The following is a 16978-nucleotide window of genomic DNA, read 5'->3' as shown; positions in this document are numbered from 1 at the left end:
CTAACAGATTAGAGTTCGATTCTTTCGGCGTCTCTCCAGAGTCGGTCCAGATTATAGTATTCCCTTTTTTCGGGAGTCATGATATGGATGATCAATTCTCCGTAATCCAATAGGGTCCATCCGGAAGAAGCGGAGGCGCCCGTCTTATCGGTCTCTTTGTGAGGCAGTTTGTATCCTTTTAGGGATTTCTTGATTTCCCTTGCCACCGCATTTGCCTGGACGGAAGAATTTACCGTGCAGATCAGAAAGTAACTCAGATAAGAATGTACGGATTCCAAGTTTAAAACGGTGATCTCTTCGCATTTCTTATCCGTCATGATCTTATGGACGGTCTTTAGGATTTCCAGTGTGTCTTGTTGTTTGTTTTTGGAGGCGGATGTCATAATTACTTTTTGGGCTCTATGTCGGAACCTAAAAGCACGGTGGAATCCAGCCCTAGGTCCTTTCTTAATACGTGATATACTTTCGTTTTTTCTAAAATAGAAGCGATTTTATCGGATACGGCGGTGTTTCCGGAACGGTCTAGTACGATCGTTTTTTCCACATCCTTTCTCCAAGCATTGTCGGTGGACAATACTTTGATTCTCTTATCTGCAAGGATCCCTCTTACATCTTTGGCAAGTCCTGCTACGTCGGTTCCGTTCAATACTTCCGTTCTCGCGAATTCTCCGTCGGTGAATATCTCGGATATCACATCCTTATGGAATTTTCTTAACGCTACGGAAGCCCTTGCTAAATCCGCCTTCAGATAAAGTCTTTTCGTTTTTATATCCAAGGCGGGTTCTCCCGGAAGCTCCGTCACCCCGAAAGACAAGCGATGAGAAGTAGAGAATTTCAATAAGGAGTAGAAATCGTCTTTGGAAAAATCGGAATCCACCAGAGACAGGACGGTCTCGGACCAGAAGGAATTCAATAGATCCTTGTTTTCGTACAAGGTCTCGTAAAGGGATAATACGGCGCTTTCTTGGCGGCTGATTCGGTCCAGATAGTCCAAGGTTTCCTTCTTATCCATAAAGGAAACGTAATCATAGACGTCCTCTCCCGAATATAGGTAATGCCCCGGGGATCTTACATAAGAAGGGGAGTTACGATTGGTCCGATTATCCGTATAGACGGAAATTCCTCCCAGAAGGTCCACGATCCGGATGAAGGAGGAGGAATTGATTCTGATATTATAATGGGGTTTGGTTCCCAAAATATCTTGGACCGCATTCTTAGACGCAGATTCCGCCTTGGATTTGATTTGTTCCAAACTGTCTTCGGGATCCTCGAAGGTGGTAATCGGGTGTAGGAAGAATAAAGCCACTCTCTCCTGAGAAGGAAATACCGTGGCTAAAAAACCGAATTCGTAGACGTCATCATTTCCGAATGCATGGACGAGAATATGGATCGGTTTGCCGGAGGAGATTTTTTCATCCATTCCGGTCCTTCTGAAATTGCGGAACAGGAAGAAGACGAGAGCGATCAATAAGAATGCGGAAGCGATCCAGAGTGGGAGCAGATTAAACGGTTTGGATGATCTAGAAGGACTCAATGCAAAGCCTCGCATTCCATTTCGAGCGGAAAAAAATGCCTGTCAATTGGATAATTTTCCCAGGGCAAAATGATACATGGATATGGTGCGCGGATGGATCGGTCTTTTGTTTTGGATCAAATCCGAAAGAGTATGAGAGGCCTTGTTTAGAACTCCGTTGTAAAGATTCTCCCTGGCTTGTTTTCTCCACAGGGGGTAATCCGGTTGCTTTTCCGCAAAATCCGATCCTAGAAAATCGGCCGCGTATAGAATGCAATCCAATACGTTCACATCGTTTCCTCCCAAAGTATGATGTCGAACGGCTCCCAAAACGAACTCGTTTTCCAAACCGTATTTCGATTTCAGATATAAGGCTCCGGATCTGGCATGCCAGGCGGCTTCCGGTAAGGAAGGAGATTCCGAGTCTCCTAATTCTTTAAAAAGGGAAAGATGGAAATCCTTGGTTTTTTGCTTTGTGATATCGTGAATCACTCCCGCCAAATAAGCCGATTCCGAATCCTGAGGAGAATGCAACCGGGCGAGTTCCTTGGCGATCTCGGCCACTCTGAGGCTATGCTCCCATCGAGTCTTAGTGATCTCTTCGGGGACGATCTTACTGAAAAATTCGATTTGTTCGGATACGGATTCTGGAAGCATTATCTGTAGGATCCTCCTGTTCGAATTGCATTCCATACGGAATCGTCCAACGCAATCGGTTTTCGGTTTTCTTGGATGCATCCTGGAAGAAGTCGTCGTATTTCCGAAGATGCCGCCTCTACGATCGGATTCTCCAAGAATCGGATCGTATTCATATACCCCGTTAACTCCTTATTTTCGGGAATGCGTTCCGAAATTCTGCGAAACACGAGAAGTAAGGAAATCTTATCCAAGATAGATCGCCAATTTCTCCATTTATGAAAATTGGAGTATTGGTCTTCTCCTACGAGTAAGGCGATCGAAGCCTTCGGATTTTCTTTTCGGAACTGTTCTAGGGTGTCTTCCGTATAGCTTTTTTCTTCCCGGAGAATTTCCCAATCCCAGGTTCTGGTCTTAGGGAATGTTCGAAATTGAATATTCACTAATTTTAATATATTTTCCGGAGGAGTTTCCTTGGCTTCCTTCCAGGGAGAAGAACGATTCGGGACGATCACTAATTCTTCGGCGTCCGGAAAATTCTTCCAGAAGGTTTTCACTACCTCCAAATGGCCTAAATGAGGAGGGTCGAAACTCCCTCCGTAAATCCCGGTCAGGGAAGGGGAGCGCATAATGGGTTAGGTCCGTTATCCCCGGACCTGACCTTCTCCTTCCGCGTATGTGGTCGTGGTGGTGAGGTGTACGAGTCCCATAGGACCTCTCACATGCAATTTTCCGGTGGAGATTCCTACTTCCGCTCCTAGTCCGAATTCTCCTCCGTCGTGGAAACGTGTGGACACGTTCAGAAATAGCGCCGCTGAATCCAAAGATTCCATAAATACGTTCGCAGCGGAAACATCTTCCGTGACGATCGCTTCCGTATGACCGGAGGAAACGACTTCTATGAAATCGATCGCTTCCTGTATGGAATCCACCGTCTTGACGGAAAGACGCAGATCTAGGAATTCCTCCAAATACTCGTCTTCTTGCACTGGCTTTCCCTGCGGAAAAATCGCCAGAGATCTGGGATCGAGTAGTAATTGGACTCCCTTATCTGCAAGAGATTGCAGTAGCTCTTTCGTATACGGATACCCGGAATGTAGGATCAAGTTTTCTGCGGCGTTGCAGACTCCCGGTCTTTGCACTTTGGAATTGATCGCGATAGGCACAGCCTTATTCGGATCCGCCGACTTATCTATATAAAGATTCACGACTCCCTTGTCGTGCTTCACGACCGGGATCAGAGAATTCTCGGATACGAATCGGATGAGTCCTTCTCCGCCTCTAGGAACGACGATATCGATATGAGCCGTTTGTTTTAGAAAAGGAATCATGTATTCTCTTTCCGTTCTGTCTACGAAGCTTACCGCCTCGGGAGGCAATCCTTCTTCTCTGATACAATCCTGGAAGATTTTTGCAAGAATCGTATTGGAATGAATCGCCTCGCTTCCTCCTCTCAGGATACAAGCGTTTCCGGATTTGAAGGACAGGGCTCCCACATCGATCGTCACGTTCGGTCTGGATTCGTAGATCACCATCACGACTCCCAGCGGGACCCTCTTAGTGATGAGTCTTACTCCGTTCGGAAGAGTCAGACCTCGGGTAGCTTCTCCTACCGGATCCGGGAGAGCTTTGATTTCCTGGACTGCATTTGATAAATTCGTAATTCGTTTTTCGTCCAGAGCCAAACGATCCAAAAGAGCCGAGGAGAGTCCTTTGGTCTTACCTGCCTCTAAATCCTTTGCGTTTTCCTTTAGTATCTCCTCTTTTCTATCGATTAGAGCCTTGGCGAGTCTGGATAATACCGCATTTTTTTTAGAGGAGTTCAGTTTGCGAATCTGTCTATAGGCCTTCTTGGCCGATTGGCAGAGTTCTTCCACATAAATGGATTCCGAAGATCTTTGGATCATTCTGTTCCTCCGTTTCTTTTGGACCGGAGAATGGATTTGATTTCCTCCTCCGTATAATTTCGTTTCTTTCCTACAGAGACGACCAACGTCCCGAGTCTATTCTCTTCCACAAAACTACGCACGCAATTTTTACGATTTCCGTCTATAATCCCGCAGGGAATTCCGGCCTCTCCTAGAATAGAAGCCGCCTTGAGCTTCGTATACATTCCGCCCGTGCCTGGACCGCTCGGTCCTCCCGCTTGGGAAAGCTCCGAACTTCCTACTTCGCTTAAGAAGGAGACCAATTTTCCGTCTTTTAGAAATCCTTCCACTCCGGTTAAGATCACGAGTAGATCGGCCTCGACGATTAGACTGACTATGGAGGACAATATGTCGTTATCTCCGAATTTTACCTCTTCGGTCGCCACGGAGTCGTTCTCGTTTACTATGGGAAGAATACCCCATTCTAGAAGTTGGCGGAAAGTATTCTTGAGATTCTTAAATCCTTCGCCGGTTTCGAGGTCCACTACGCCGAATAGAATCTGGGCCAAAGGAATATTCACTTTGGAGAAGAAGCTTTCGTACAGATTCACGAGTCGGTTCTGACCCATTGCGGCCAATGCTTGCTTTTCCGGAAGTCCCTCCCCGGCGACCAATCCGCTGGGAAGAGTAGCTAAAAGCTTTCTTCCCCGGGCTATGGCCCCCGAAGATACGATGATGATTTCTTTACCTAGATCCTTGAGATGTCGTATATCGGAAACCAAGCTGAACAGGAAATCGTTCACCTCTTCTTCCGAGCCCGATAAGCGGGCGGAGCCGATTTTGATTACTATCTTTTTAGCGGATTTTATTTTATCGTCGAAATCCTTTCTATCCATTGGATCCTTCCGTGTTTTGGTCGGAGAGAAGGTTGAGTTCGGACAATTCTTCATGGAAGAAGGCTTCGTCCATGGATTCCAAAAGAGTCCCTAAATTGATTTCTTCCTGAGCGGAGATGGGAACCACCTTACCTAATGTGGAAACTGACTCTATCAATTCCTCGGTGAAGCTTGGATCTTCCCACACATCGATCTTATTCAAAACGATTAAGTGAGGGCGCCGTAATAATTCCGGATTATAAGTCTCGAGCTCTGCTCGGAGCATTTTGAAATCGCTTTTGATATCCAAAGCGCTAGCGTCGAAAACGTAAAGAATCCCTTTTACCCTTTCTATATGACGGAGAAAGGAGAGACCCAGTCCGATTCCCTTACTCGCACCTTCGACGATACCCGGAATATCCGCGATCGTATAACGATAGATATCGCCTTTTCTTTTTACAACTCCCAAATTAGGGGAGAGCGTCGTGAATGCGTAACCTGCGATCTTAGGGTGGGCTTCGGTGATTTTGGAAAGAAGAGTGGACTTTCCCGCATTAGGAAGTCCCACGATTCCCACGTCCGCCAAAAGTTTCAGACTCAGGCGTAGATGTTTGTATTCTCCTTCCTCTCCGGGTTGGGAGAATTTGGGAGCCTGGTGAGTGGAGGATTTAAAGTGCGCGTTTCCTTTGCCTCCTCGTCCGCCCTTGACTACGAGGAATTCCATTTCATCCTTTATGAAATCGTAAAGTAGTTCCCCGCTTTCCTCGTCGTAAACCTGTGTTCCCAAAGGAACGAATAATACGAGATCCTCTCCTTTTTTACCGGAGCGTAGGTTGCCTTCTCCCGGGAAACCGTCTTGTCCCCTAAACCTTCTCTTGGTGAGATAACGATCCAAAGTGACCATGGACAAATTCGTTTTCATAACGATATCGCCCCCGACTCCTCCGTCTCCTCCGTCGGGACCACCGAATTCCACGTATTTCTCGTGACGGAAATGCATGGATCCGGCTCCACCGTGCCCGGCGGTCACTTCGATCAATACTTCATCTACGAACTTTTCCATGGAAATTATCTAAGGGGTTAAAACAGAAAAAGAAAGGCTCGAGGAAAATTCCCCGGAAGGCCTTTCTTTTTCCACGTTCTAAAATTAAGATTTAGAAGCTTATTTCGGGTAAACGGAAACTTGAACTTTGGTCTTGGTGACTTGTTCAAACTTCACGTGACCTTCTACGAGGGCGTAAAGAGTATGATCTTTACCGATCCCTACGTTTTTACCGGCATTCAGTCTGGTTCCTCTTTGACGAACGAGGATATTTCCCGCTAATACGAGCTCTCCCCCGAAACGTTTTACTCCAAGACGCTTGGACTGGGAATCGCGACCGTTTTTGGATGAACCGCCACCTTTCTTATGTGCCATGTTTATTCTCCTATGAGTTCCATTTCCGAAGGATATTGTTCCTTCAGATTTTCCAATCCGTCGAGGATGAGGCCGAAGCCGATTAAAACCTCAGGATCGGATTCTTTACCGGGACGAATTTGAAAATCCAAGAGTCCGTCTCCGATCACCGCTTCTTTTGCCAGTCCCCTCTTATACAAGTGGAGATATAGCGTTTGGACCAGTACTCCGACAGCGGCGCAGAGAAGATTTTGTCCTTTAGAACCGTGTGCCTGGGACGCATGCCCGGAGGATTTCAGCCCTAAAATCCGACCTTCTTTTCGGAGTACTTGGATTCGAATCAAACTGCCGAGAGAGAAACTACCTTTACTTTTTGCAGTTTTTGTCTGTGTCCCCAGGTCTTCTGAGAGTTTTTACGTTTCTTGTAAATATACCCTCTGATTTTTTCCCCTTTCACGTCTTCCAACACTTTCAGGGAAACTTTGGCGGATTTCAGATCCGGAGATCCGATATGCACCTTATTGTTTTCTGCGAATAATAGCACCTTAGCGTCGAAGGTTTCGCCGGCGTTTTTTCCGGTTTTTTCAGTCAGGAATTCAAGATCCTGAGTTACTTTGAATTGTCGGTTGCCGACGGAAATGATTGCGAACATCGTTTTACTGGCCTAGTTTCTCGATTTTTGACCAGTTTTGTTCGGTTCGACAGCCTGTCAAGTGGTTTGGGCCGGTATAGAAACGAGTTTTTCGGAGATAAGAAGGGGAGGGAGTTCCTTCTTATCTTTACCTTCCGGAGAAGGTTGGATCCCGTCCATCGTTTCTCCCTTGTACCCTTTTGCATAGAAATCAGCGGAAAAGTGATTCCAATACGATTTTTTTTCCCGCAGTTTTCCCTCCCTCGGAACCGTAAGAGCCGGAGGTTTCCCTTGACGGACCAATATGCTTTCGACTATAATTTTCCCATGCCACCTGTTGCAGCTCTCTCACAACGCCCCCAACCCAAGTATCACGGTATGTCCGTGGACCAAGCTTTGTACAAGTCTCTGGCTCCCGACGGCTATCGTTACGATATGGTAGACGGAGTTCTGTACGTGGCTGCTTCTCCGTTCTTCCGACATAACGAAATCCAATTCCGATTCCTTTCCGCTCTTTCGGATTTTCTGGGCACAGGATCTTCCGTAAGAATGGTCGCAGATGTGGATGTTTTTCTTCCGGACGGAGGAGATGTACTTTGCCCGGACGCAAGTGTTCTACTCTCCGATAACCCTTCGGATACTTCCGAATGGATAGACGGTGTTCCCGATCTGGTATTAGAGGTGCATTCTCCTTCTACCAAACATTGGGATCTGGGACGAAAGGCGGATCGTTATCTGGCAAACGGGGTTCGAGAATACTGGCTCATCGATCCTTCCGACGGAAAGACCCAGGTTTGGAATTCCGAATTCAGGGTCTGGAAAAAGAGCCGCTCGGGTAAGAGTCGACTTTTTCCGGGATTCTCTTTCCAGATTCCATTCTGAGAACTAAAAAAACTTTCTTCTATATTCGAGTTTGGTAATTTTCTTCGAAGAGAAATCCCAAGTCTTCGTTAAAGTCTTGCTTCGTGAGGAGGCCGAGGCAAGCTTCTCGTCTAATTAGTGTATGATATATCTAGTCGCAAAGAAGAAGGATCTAGGGGACGGGTTTTTTGTCAGAAGGGCTCTCCCTCAGATCGAAGCTAGGCATGTGGGACCTTTCGTTTTTCTGGATCATATGGGTCCGGTCCCGGTGAAGACAGGCAAGGAAATCGAAGTTCGTCCTCATCCCCATATAGGTCTTGCGACGGTTACTTATCTATACGACGGAGTCATCACTCATAGGGATAGTTTAGGAATGGTACAAGACATTCGTCCTTACGAGGTCAATTGGATGACCGCAGGATCCGGAATCGTTCATAGTGAAAGGTCCAAGCTCGATCCAGAATATAATATTCTGGAAGGTATCCAAGTCTGGGTGGCCTTACCCAAGGATTCGGAGGAGACCGCTCCCGAATTCTTCCATTACGATAGGGAACAACTTCCGGTTTTGAGCGGGGGCGGTTGGGAAATGAGGCTGATTGCGGGAACTTTCTTAGGAGAGGTTTCTCCCACCAAGGTATATTCTCCCTTATTCTATGCAGACCTGGAAGTAGAAGCAGGCGCGGAAGTGGAACTTCCCGTTCCTACGGATCAGGAGTCTGCGATTTATGTGGCTCGCGGAAAAGTGGATGCGGAGGGCAAAATCATCTCCATCGGAGACTTGGCAGTGTATCCCAAGGGCGGGGCGGTGAAGTTTAGGGCGGAAGAAGTCTCCCGGATCGTACTTTTGGGAGGGACCCCTCTATCCGCAACCAGACATATGTATTGGAATTTCGTATCCAGTTCCCAGGAAAGAATCGAAAAAGCAAAGGAAGATTGGAAGGCGGATCGATTCCCCCATGTTCCGGGCGAGACGGAAAGGATCCCGCTACCTAGTTAAGGTCCTCTATTAAGATTTTTGTAATTAGTAGGGCTTAAGTTCCCGTCCGTATACGATTTCCTTGTCCCTTAACAACGGGAGGGAAGGGTCAGGAATTCATCTTTTTGAAAAGAATTTCCTAAATTTCGCCCTTGTCACCATGGCCCTTCCGTAAATTTTGGTCATAGCATGGAAATCCGCAATATAGCCATTATCGCACACGTAGACCACGGAAAGACGACTCTCCTAGATGGTATTTTACGCCAAACCGGGGCCGTTACGGCCAAGGAAGACGGGGAAAGGATCATGGATCATAACGATCTCGAAAAAGAAAAAGGGATCACGATCAAAGCCAAGAATACCGCCGTCGTTTACAAAGGAACCCGGATCAACGTGGTGGATACTCCGGGTCACGCGGATTTCGGAGGAGAGGTGGAGAGGGTTCTTTCCACAGCGGATTCCTGCCTTCTTCTCGTGGACGCGTTCGACGGACCCATGCCTCAGACCCGATTCGTATTGGGTAAATCCCTGCAATTAGGCCATAAGCCTATCTTAGTCATAAACAAAATCGATAGAGACGGAGCCCGCCCGGATGCGGTAGTGGATATGGTTTTCGACCTATTCAGCGATCTGGGAGCCACAAACGAGCAATTGGATTTCCCGATCGTTTACGCTTCCGCAAAACAAGGTTGGGCGGTGAGCAAACTAGAAGATGCTCCCGGAACCAATCTGGATCCACTTTTGGATACAGTTCTTTCTCATGTTCCTCCCGTTAAGGCCAATATAGACGCAGCGCTCCAGTTCCAAGTGACTTCCTTGGATTATAACGATTATGTGGGACGTATCGCGATCGGAAAGATCTATAACGGAAAGATCCAAAGAGGGATGAGCGTCGTGCAAGTCTCTCCTAAGAAGAATGGAAGAGACGAGACCCAAGTCCTGAAAATCACGAAATTATACAACTTTGAAGGCTTGAAAAGAAACGAAATCGAAGGCGCCGAAGCCGGAGATATCGTAGCTATCGCGGGACTTCCCGACGTCTTTATCGGAGATACCGTATGTGAACCGGGGAAACCGGCTCCTATGCCTGCGATCGAAGTGGAAGAACCCACCGTATCCATGTATTTCATGGTCAATAATTCTCCCTTCGCAAGTAAGGAAGGGAAGTTCGTAACTACTCGGAATATTCGGGAGCGTCTGGACAGAGAGTTGGAAACCAACGTGGCAATGCGTTTGGAAGAAACCGAAGACAAGGATCGTTTTAAGATCCTGGGCCGAGGAGAATTGCACCTTTCCGTTCTGATCGAGACAATGAGAAGAGAAGGTTTCGAACTCCAAGTTTCCCGTCCGGAAGTTATTATCAAGAGAGGCGAAAACGGAGAAAAACTGGAGCCTTACGAGTATATGGTTATGGATCTTCCGGACCAATTCACCGGAAGCATCATTGCGGAACTCAATCGTAGAAAGGGAGAACTCCAGCTCATGGAAGCGCATCCTTCCGGAATGACTCGGGTGGAGTTTGTGATTCCTACTCGTGGAATCATCGGATTTCGTGGGTATTTCGTGACCGAGACCAAGGGAGAAGGCGTCATGTCCTCTCGTTTCCTCCGCTTCGACAATTACAAGGGAGAGATTCCCGGAAGAAAGAATGGAGCCTTGATTTCCATGGACTCCGGAGAGACTACTGGATACGCACTTTGGAAGATCCAGGAAAGGGGAGAACTTCTCATAGATCCTCAGACTCCTGTGTATCCGGGTATGATCATCGGAATCCATTCCAGAGAAAACGATCTGGAAGTGAATCCGGTAAAAGAAAAGAAACTCACCAACGTTCGTTCTTCCGGTGCGGATGAAGCGATTCGTTTGGTTCCTCCTCGCAGATTCAGCTTGGAGCAGAATATCGAGTTCCTGGACGACGACGAACTTTTGGAGGTCACTCCTCAGAGCATGCGTCTACGGAAAAAATATCTGGATCCTACCGCAAGAAAGCGCGCCGCTAGCGGAAAATAAAAATAGAGAATCTTTCGATTCTTTAGGAAAGCCCCGGAAGGGGCTTTTTTTTTGTCCATTTCCGTAGAAAGAAAGCTAATTTAAAAGGACCGACCGGGAAGTTCTTCTCTCCTTACTTTTATCCCGAAAGAAACTACAAATGCGTTGTCGGAACCTGTTTGAGCGGGAAGGGGCCTATGCTTTCCTCAGACGGGGACGGTACGAGGGAGATTGGAAAAATGGTAAGAGGGAAAAAGGCATGGGCAGGGGGAGTTATACAAAAAGGACAGAATAGTTTCCTACAAATGGCAATGGATCAACGAGGAGCTTGCTCCTTAAGGGGTGTCTATGTAGCGACCGTTATATGAATCTTGGAGAAAATCATATTAGTAAATTTGAATGTTTTTCCGGTATTATTTTTGATTAAACGATCGTTTTAATTATATTTTTCTTTCTCACTTATAATTCTCTTACTTTCTCAATTGACAAATTCTCCTGGTTTTGTACTTCACTTCGTGAACTTACGTTTAGTTTTTCAGATTTCAGTTTGGATAACGAACGTTTTGAATTAAATTTTAAAAAATTTCATTCGTTCTATATAAATAAAAAACTCCTTTCTTGGCTCCGGACCGGTTCTGGAATTAGGGAAGGAGATCCGTAGAGAGAATAGTTAAAAAGAAGAGGTTAAAGAGAATGTTTCGAGCAGCGAGGATTTTGATAGCTGGGATTTTATTCCTGGTAGCAGGGGTGGCGAATGCGTCCGGGGGAGGTTCTTCTACTAAACCTCTTGCCGGATCGTATCCGATCGTTTTGACTCACGGGATTTTTGGCTGGGGTAAATCCACCGGGATCATCGATTATTGGGGAGGAAATGCAGCCTATCTGACTTCTCAAGGAGCTACCGTTCTGACTCCTACCGTAACTGCTACGGATTCTTCCGCCAGCCGTGGGGCTCAATTGAAGACTGCGATCCAAGTTGCTATGGCGGCCAATAATTACACCGGAAAAGTGCATATTATCGGCCATTCCCAAGGCGGTTTGGACGCTCGTTACCTCGTTGCGAATCTTAGTTTTGCAAGCAAAGTTGCAACTCTTACCACGATCAATACTCCTCACAAAGGAAGTCCGGTTGCAAGTGTGATAGAAGCTGTGATCCCTAATTGGGCGCTTCCTTATGTAGGAACTGTGGTAAATACTTTGGTAGGTGTTGTATATGGCCAGTCTAGCCAAAACGCGGTTGCCGCATTAAAACTTCTGACTGTAAGCGGTGCTACCGTTTTTAACGCAAACACACCGAACGCTTCCGGTGTTAAGTATTTCTCTTATGGATCTTATATGATCGGTAATGATTTGATCCAACACCCTGCAATGGGAATTCTTGCACCTATTTGTTCCATCGGAGCTCCTTTCTATGGGCAAAGTATTTGGAACGACGGTGTGGTCCCTGATGATTCTCAAAGATGGGGAACCTGGAAAGGTGGTCCTTCTTACGGGATTCTTACCACAGGTGTGGATCACTTAGAAGCTACAAACGCACTCTATCTGGGACAGGCCTGGTATGATACGAACGGCTATTTCCTGAAAATGGCCCAGAACGCGAAAAGCAATCAATAATAGATCACTTTCAACGTTTCGAGAAGAACGCCTCCTCTGGGGGCGTTTTTTTTATCCTCCGATTTAAAAATAATAAGCTCACTTATTAAATTCTTGCATAATAAGCGCACATATGATACATTCCTCCATATAGTAAGTATACTTATTATATGGAGGAATGTATGTGGAAGTATGAGTATAGCACCTTAGTTAAAGGAATTGGAGCCGATGCGCTTTGGGAGGCCAGGTCGGAAGTGAAGAATTGGTCCAAATGGGATTCCGATATAGAATGGACTCGAATGGAGGGGGAGCCGGTCGTAGGGAGTTCCTTCCTCTTGAAACCAAAGGGAGGATTCGTATGCAAGGCTTTGATTACGGAATCGGAAAGTCCTTCCGTTTTTGGGGACGTGACCTTCTTGCCGGGAGCCAAAATGAAGTTCCTACATTATTTTGCGCAAACTCCAGACGGAGTCAGAATCACGGTGGAGTTATCTATCTGGGGCATTCTTGGCTTTTTATGGAAGAAGATCATAGGAGAAGAGCAAGCCAAGGGAATGGAGAAAGAGATTCTCAGATTCGTAGAGCTGGTCCGGGAGGAGAAAGGATGAAGGAAAGATATTGGATCGTAGTGGCTTCCAAGGAGCACGCGATGATCGGATTCTCCCAAGGGATCGTCCAGGCTTGTCACGGCAAGAAGGCGCCTCTCTCCAGAATGCGGAAAGGGGATTGGGTTCTGGTATATTCTTCTAAGGAAATCTTCGGAGAATCCAAGGCGTATCGTAAATTCACGACTCTGGCGAGGGTGGAGGACGAGGAGATTTATTCTTTCGAAATGTCTCCCGATTTCCATCCGTTCCGAAGAAGAGTGGAGTATTTTCCGGTATCCGAGGTGGACATTCTTCCCTTGATCGATCGTCTCGGATTCATCCCGAATAAAAAATCCTGGGGTTTTCCGTTTCGAACAGGATTCTTGGAAATCGGAGAGGCGGATTTTAGGCTGATCTCCGAGAGGATGGGGTTGGATGTCCAAGAACAGAATATTTAGATACGATAAATCCGAGGACAGTCCCGGCTTTCTTCTCTGGCAGGTTACGAATCTTTGGCAAAGAGAGATTCGTAAGGTGCTCGAACCCTTGGATCTGACTCATGCGCAATTCGTTCTTTTGGCGGTGACCCATTGGTTGGAATTACACGAGGAGGAGACGACTCAAATTCGTATTTCGGATCGGGCCAAAACCGATCCGATGACCACCTCCACTGTCTTACGCACCTTGGAAAAGAAGAAGTTGGTAAAAAGATCGGCTCACGATACGGATACTAGAGCCAAATCGGTCCACACTACACCCGAAGGACAGAAGATCCTCAAGGAAGCGGTCCGACTGGTGGAAGACTTCGATGAGGAATTTTTCTCCGCTTTGGAGAATTCCCGAAAATCGTTTATAGGAAATCTTAGGTCTCTTTCTAAGAAGGAAGTCTAACGTTCCGATCCTTTCAGCTTCTCGAGTTCTCGGATCAATTCCTCTTTGGATAGATTCGGGTCCTGTTTCAACCTGCGGATCAATTCTTCAGTGGTTTCCTTTTGGGAGACCGATTTTAGATCCACCGTTCCGTCCAGGATCACCGGAGTAAGGGACTCCAAAGGTGCGACTTGGGTGCCTGCCTTAGGAATCACGTCCACGACCGCTACATGATCGAATACTTCCTTTGCTTGTCCCGGGTAATCTCCTATACGAAGAACGGTTCCTGAGGACATTCCGTCCGTGGTCGAGAAGAAGGCTAGATACGGAAACTTGCCTGCCTCTTGGGGAAACGCCTCCGAAGAAAGAGGAAAGAATAATACGCCAGCGACCTCGTTATCGATGGCCTTTTTCAATTTTCCGACCGTTGTGGAGATCCGCCCGATGAGAGGGCCTCCGACTTTAACGTATTTTTCTCCGTTGGAGAAAACGATCGTGCGGTTATCTTCCGAAAGTTCCCCGCTACGACTGGAACCTTCTCCTATGAAAGAAGCCACTTCTTTTACTTTTCCGAAAGGGCTGAAAGCTCTTAGATCCCAGTTCTTCGCATCCGAAGTATTTTTTCCGGAATACATTCTATGGTATTCCTTATATAGATTTTCCACGAATAAAAGTTCTCGATTGCTGGTTTGGATTTTTCCGGACCTAACTTTCAATTCTTCCCGGTTTTCGCTAACGCTGAATTGCAAGCGGGTAAGGGTCTTATTGAAGAATTCCATTTCTCCCCGTGCGGTACGTCGGATCCATAGAGCCTGGATTTTAAGTTTCTCATCCTTAAGCCAGTCTTGGGATTTGCTATTTATATAGAATCCCGCCAACTCCGGAATAGCGGGAGTGGGCTTCCCCTTTAGGCTGGCGCCGCAATCTAGGAGGAGTAAAAGGGTAAGTGGGATCGATACTAAACGGAAGATGGATTTGGAAAACATTGGACGTAAACTTACGAATCCGAGTCGACTAGTAAAGAAAAAAAACGATCTTCTTATTCTCTTGACAAGGGTTTCTTTTTTCGGATCTTAATTTCCCATCGAGAACCTAATGGATCCTGACCCTGCTCCTTTCCGAATCAGTCTATTCATCCTTCTTCTGCCCATCTGCATATTCTTAGCTTCTTGTTCCGAATCTTCCTACACTAAGATCGCCGAAAAAGGGGTACTGGATCTACGCGATTGGGATCCGGAAGCAAAACCGATTTTGGAACTCGGAGGAGAATGGTCTTACTTCCCAGGAAAGCTATTGGGCGAAACGGAAAATTTAGAGGCGAAAGAGTTTCGTCGTCCCTTGGAGACCTGGGCAGGAGACGGTTATGCGGTCTTGAAGCTGAAGATTCTTCTCCCCGAAAAGAGAAAGAAAATCGCCCTCTATTCCAAATGCCAAGCGACCGCATTCGAGATTTTCATTAATGGAAAATCCTTGGGTAAATCCGGAGTCGTTGGAAAGTCCAAAGAGCAAAGTATTCCGGACGGAATTCCGGTTTACTTCGAATGGGAGGAGGCTTCTTCCCAAATCGAACTAGCGGTGAACGTGTCCAATTTTCACCATCGTTTAGGCGGGCTTTGGTACAATATCGAATTCGGAGACGCAGTTTCCCTTTCGGAAAGGGTTCGTAGATTTAGGGACTGGGATTTTTTTCTGGCGGGGATCTTTCTTCTCGCAGGAGCTTATCATTTGGGACTTTTCTTTTTAAGGCCCTCGGATCGGACGCCTCTTATCTTCGCGTTATTCTGTCTGGATCTTTTTTTGAGATTATTCGTTACGGAAGACAAGCTTCTTCTTTCCTATTTTTCCTTAGGTTACCGTGTCGGGATGGTCTTGGAATATCTCACACTTTATGCGGCCATGCCTTTCGCGTTGCATTTTTTGCGTCATACTTTTCCTAAGTATTTCTCTCGGAAGTGGATGCTTCTCTTTTATATTTCATCCCTGGCCTTCTGTCTGACCACGATTCTGCCGTTTCCTTTTCCTTCCTACGTGATTCCCTATTTTCAGGCCACTTATTTCGTCGCAGTCGCTTTGGCTTCCTACGTTTTATTCCAAGCGGTTCGTTATAAGGAACCGTATTCCCTTTCCATTTTGTTCGCGATCTTCGCTTTGATCACCGCAGGATTTTTCGACGTACTTTCGGCCCAGCTTGTGATCGCTACCCGCTTCGTCATCCCTTCCGGATTGCTTGTGGCGATTTTCACTCAGACGTTCATTCTATCGTTCAAATACAGGGATCTGTATAGGGAAAAGGAGAATCTTTCGGAAAGGCTGAAGCGATTGAACGAGACTTATAGCCGATTCGTGCCTCTAAGTTTTCTGGAATTTTTGGGAAAGGAAAAGCTCGAAGATATGCGACCGGGGGATCAGATCCGAAAAGAAATGACCATTCTTTTCGCGGATATCCGATCTTTTACGGAAATATCGGAGAGTCTGGATTCCAAGGAAAGTTTCGAACTCTTGAATTCCTATATCCGGGAGATGGAGCCCATCATAGGCTCGCATAAGGGATTCGTGGATAAATATTTCGGAGACGCCATTATGGCCCTTTTTGCCGGTGCGGAGGACGCCGTTTCCGCCGCCGTGGCGATGCAAAATCGTATTTTGGAATATAATAAAACTAGAATAGAGAAAGGGGATAGAGCGATCCGAGTGGGGATCGGTATTCATACCGGTTCCCTGATGATGGGACTCGTAGGTTCCGGAGAAAGAATGGAAAGCACCGTCATTTCCGAAGCGGTTCATCTAGCCTCCAAATTGGAAGCCTTAAATAAATATTACGGATCCAATATACTGATTAGCGAGGATTCTTTCGACGAACTCAAGGATTCCTCCAGGTTCGTCGTCCGAAAATTGGATCGTTTGAAATTCAAGGGAAAGGCAGAAGATCTGTATATTTACGAGATCGGCGATTTTTTAAGCGAGACCGAAAAGGACGCCTTTCGTAAATCCAAGACCAATTTCGAAAGGGGAGTGGATCTGTTCCATTCTTCCCGATACTTGGATTCGGGGGAGGCGTTTCGGGAGGCCTTGCGCATTTATCCCGGAGATCGGGCCGCGAATTCCTATCTCAAGAGATGTACGGAACAGGTTTCCGCGATAGGGAGAGTCCATTCAGGCCCCGATCTGGCCTGAACGACGGCC

Annotated in this window: 19 protein-coding genes; 8 read left to right on the top strand and 11 right to left on the bottom strand. The window is 46.6% G+C overall.

What is annotated here, in order from left to right:
* Nucleotides 1–8: 8 nt before the first annotated feature.
* The 10 genes from rsfS to rplU form a co-directional block, all read right to left on the bottom strand.
* Nucleotides 9–383, bottom strand: a complete 375-nt coding sequence (gene rsfS, locus LEP1GSC061_RS03545; protein ID WP_016543570.1) for a ribosome silencing factor — start codon at nt 381–383, stop codon at nt 9–11.
* A 2-nt stretch (nt 384–385) separates the two neighbouring features.
* On the bottom strand, nt 386–1549 hold the full coding sequence (locus LEP1GSC061_RS03540; RefSeq protein ID WP_016543456.1) for an LCP family protein: 1164 nt from the start codon (nt 1547–1549) through the stop codon (nt 386–388).
* Nucleotides 1550–1576: 27 nt separating this feature from the next.
* A complete protein-coding gene (yqeK, locus tag LEP1GSC061_RS03535) occupies nt 1577–2170 on the bottom strand; it encodes a bis(5'-nucleosyl)-tetraphosphatase (symmetrical) YqeK (protein WP_016543872.1) in 594 nt (197 codons plus the stop codon).
* Nucleotides 2170–2778 carry a nicotinate (nicotinamide) nucleotide adenylyltransferase gene (gene nadD / locus LEP1GSC061_RS03530; protein WP_016543822.1) on the bottom strand — a complete coding sequence of 203 codons (609 nt, stop codon included), beginning with the start codon at nt 2776–2778 and terminating at the stop codon, nt 2170–2172. Before nadD ends, yqeK begins: the two co-directional genes overlap by 1 nt.
* Before the next feature lie 15 nt (nt 2779–2793).
* On the bottom strand, nt 2794–4056 hold the full coding sequence (locus tag LEP1GSC061_RS03525) for a glutamate-5-semialdehyde dehydrogenase (protein ID WP_016544080.1): 1263 nt from the start codon (nt 4054–4056) through the stop codon (nt 2794–2796).
* The gene (proB, locus tag LEP1GSC061_RS03520) at nt 4053–4913 is read right to left on the bottom strand and encodes a glutamate 5-kinase (RefSeq protein ID WP_016543951.1); all 861 of its coding nucleotides are present in this window, start codon (nt 4911–4913) and stop codon (nt 4053–4055) included. Before proB ends, LEP1GSC061_RS03525 begins: the two co-directional genes overlap by 4 nt.
* Nucleotides 4906–5955, bottom strand: a complete 1050-nt coding sequence (gene obgE / locus LEP1GSC061_RS03515; RefSeq protein WP_016543865.1) for a GTPase ObgE — start codon at nt 5953–5955, stop codon at nt 4906–4908. The genes proB and obgE overlap by 8 nt, the downstream gene beginning before the upstream one ends.
* Before the next feature lie 99 nt (nt 5956–6054).
* Nucleotides 6055–6309 (bottom strand): 50S ribosomal protein L27, encoded by a 255-nt coding sequence (rpmA, locus tag LEP1GSC061_RS03510; protein WP_016543746.1) that lies wholly within the window; start codon nt 6307–6309, stop codon nt 6055–6057.
* A gap of 2 nt (nt 6310–6311) precedes the next feature.
* Nucleotides 6312–6632 carry a ribosomal-processing cysteine protease Prp gene (locus tag LEP1GSC061_RS03505; RefSeq protein ID WP_016543575.1) on the bottom strand — a complete coding sequence of 107 codons (321 nt, stop codon included), beginning with the start codon at nt 6630–6632 and terminating at the stop codon, nt 6312–6314.
* Nucleotides 6629–6940, bottom strand: coding sequence for a 50S ribosomal protein L21 (gene rplU, locus LEP1GSC061_RS03500; protein WP_016543351.1), 312 nt, complete (start codon nt 6938–6940; stop codon nt 6629–6631). The genes LEP1GSC061_RS03505 and rplU overlap by 4 nt, the downstream gene beginning before the upstream one ends.
* A gap of 270 nt (nt 6941–7210) precedes the next feature.
* Here rplU and LEP1GSC061_RS03490 point away from each other — a divergent pair, with 270 nt between their 5' ends.
* From LEP1GSC061_RS03490 to LEP1GSC061_RS03460, 7 genes are all read left to right on the top strand, one after another.
* Entirely contained in the window at nt 7211–7801 is a 591-nt protein-coding gene (locus tag LEP1GSC061_RS03490) for a Uma2 family endonuclease (protein WP_156844477.1), read from the top strand.
* A 121-nt stretch (nt 7802–7922) separates the two neighbouring features.
* Nucleotides 7923–8777 (top strand): pirin family protein, encoded by an 855-nt coding sequence (locus LEP1GSC061_RS03485; protein ID WP_016544016.1) that lies wholly within the window; start codon nt 7923–7925, stop codon nt 8775–8777.
* Between the two features lie 168 nt (nt 8778–8945).
* Complete coding sequence (gene typA / locus LEP1GSC061_RS03480) at nt 8946–10766, top strand: translational GTPase TypA (protein ID WP_016543898.1); 1821 nt, start codon at nt 8946–8948, stop codon at nt 10764–10766.
* 672 nt (nt 10767–11438) lie between these two features.
* A complete protein-coding gene (locus tag LEP1GSC061_RS03475; RefSeq protein ID WP_016543555.1) occupies nt 11439–12359 on the top strand; it encodes an esterase/lipase family protein in 921 nt (306 codons plus the stop codon).
* Between the two features lie 161 nt (nt 12360–12520).
* Nucleotides 12521–12946, top strand: coding sequence for an SRPBCC family protein (locus LEP1GSC061_RS03470; RefSeq protein WP_016543466.1), 426 nt, complete (start codon nt 12521–12523; stop codon nt 12944–12946).
* Nucleotides 12943–13383, top strand: a complete 441-nt coding sequence (locus LEP1GSC061_RS03465; RefSeq protein WP_016543604.1) for an EVE domain-containing protein — start codon at nt 12943–12945, stop codon at nt 13381–13383. The genes LEP1GSC061_RS03470 and LEP1GSC061_RS03465 overlap by 4 nt, the downstream gene beginning before the upstream one ends.
* Nucleotides 13361–13816, top strand: coding sequence for a MarR family winged helix-turn-helix transcriptional regulator (locus LEP1GSC061_RS03460; protein WP_016543983.1), 456 nt, complete (start codon nt 13361–13363; stop codon nt 13814–13816). The genes LEP1GSC061_RS03465 and LEP1GSC061_RS03460 overlap by 23 nt, the downstream gene beginning before the upstream one ends.
* Here the strand turns inward: LEP1GSC061_RS03460 and LEP1GSC061_RS03455 are convergent.
* Complete coding sequence (locus tag LEP1GSC061_RS03455; RefSeq protein WP_016544106.1) at nt 13813–14781, bottom strand: LIC12353 family lipoprotein; 969 nt, start codon at nt 14779–14781, stop codon at nt 13813–13815. The genes LEP1GSC061_RS03460 and LEP1GSC061_RS03455 overlap by 4 nt on opposite strands.
* Nucleotides 14782–14890: 109 nt before the next feature.
* Here LEP1GSC061_RS03455 and LEP1GSC061_RS03450 point away from each other — a divergent pair, with 109 nt between their 5' ends.
* Nucleotides 14891–16969 carry an adenylate/guanylate cyclase domain-containing protein gene (locus LEP1GSC061_RS03450; protein WP_016543476.1) on the top strand — a complete coding sequence of 693 codons (2079 nt, stop codon included), beginning with the start codon at nt 14891–14893 and terminating at the stop codon, nt 16967–16969.
* The last annotated feature ends 9 nt before the right edge of the window (nt 16970–16978 follow it).

It is taken from the genome of Leptospira wolffii serovar Khorat str. Khorat-H2 (assembly GCF_000306115.2).
Taxonomy (GTDB): Bacteria; Spirochaetota; Leptospiria; order Leptospirales; family Leptospiraceae; genus Leptospira_B; species Leptospira_B wolffii.
Note: the sequence above shows the minus strand (reverse complement) of the source record. Positions and strands in the feature narration are given on the sequence as shown.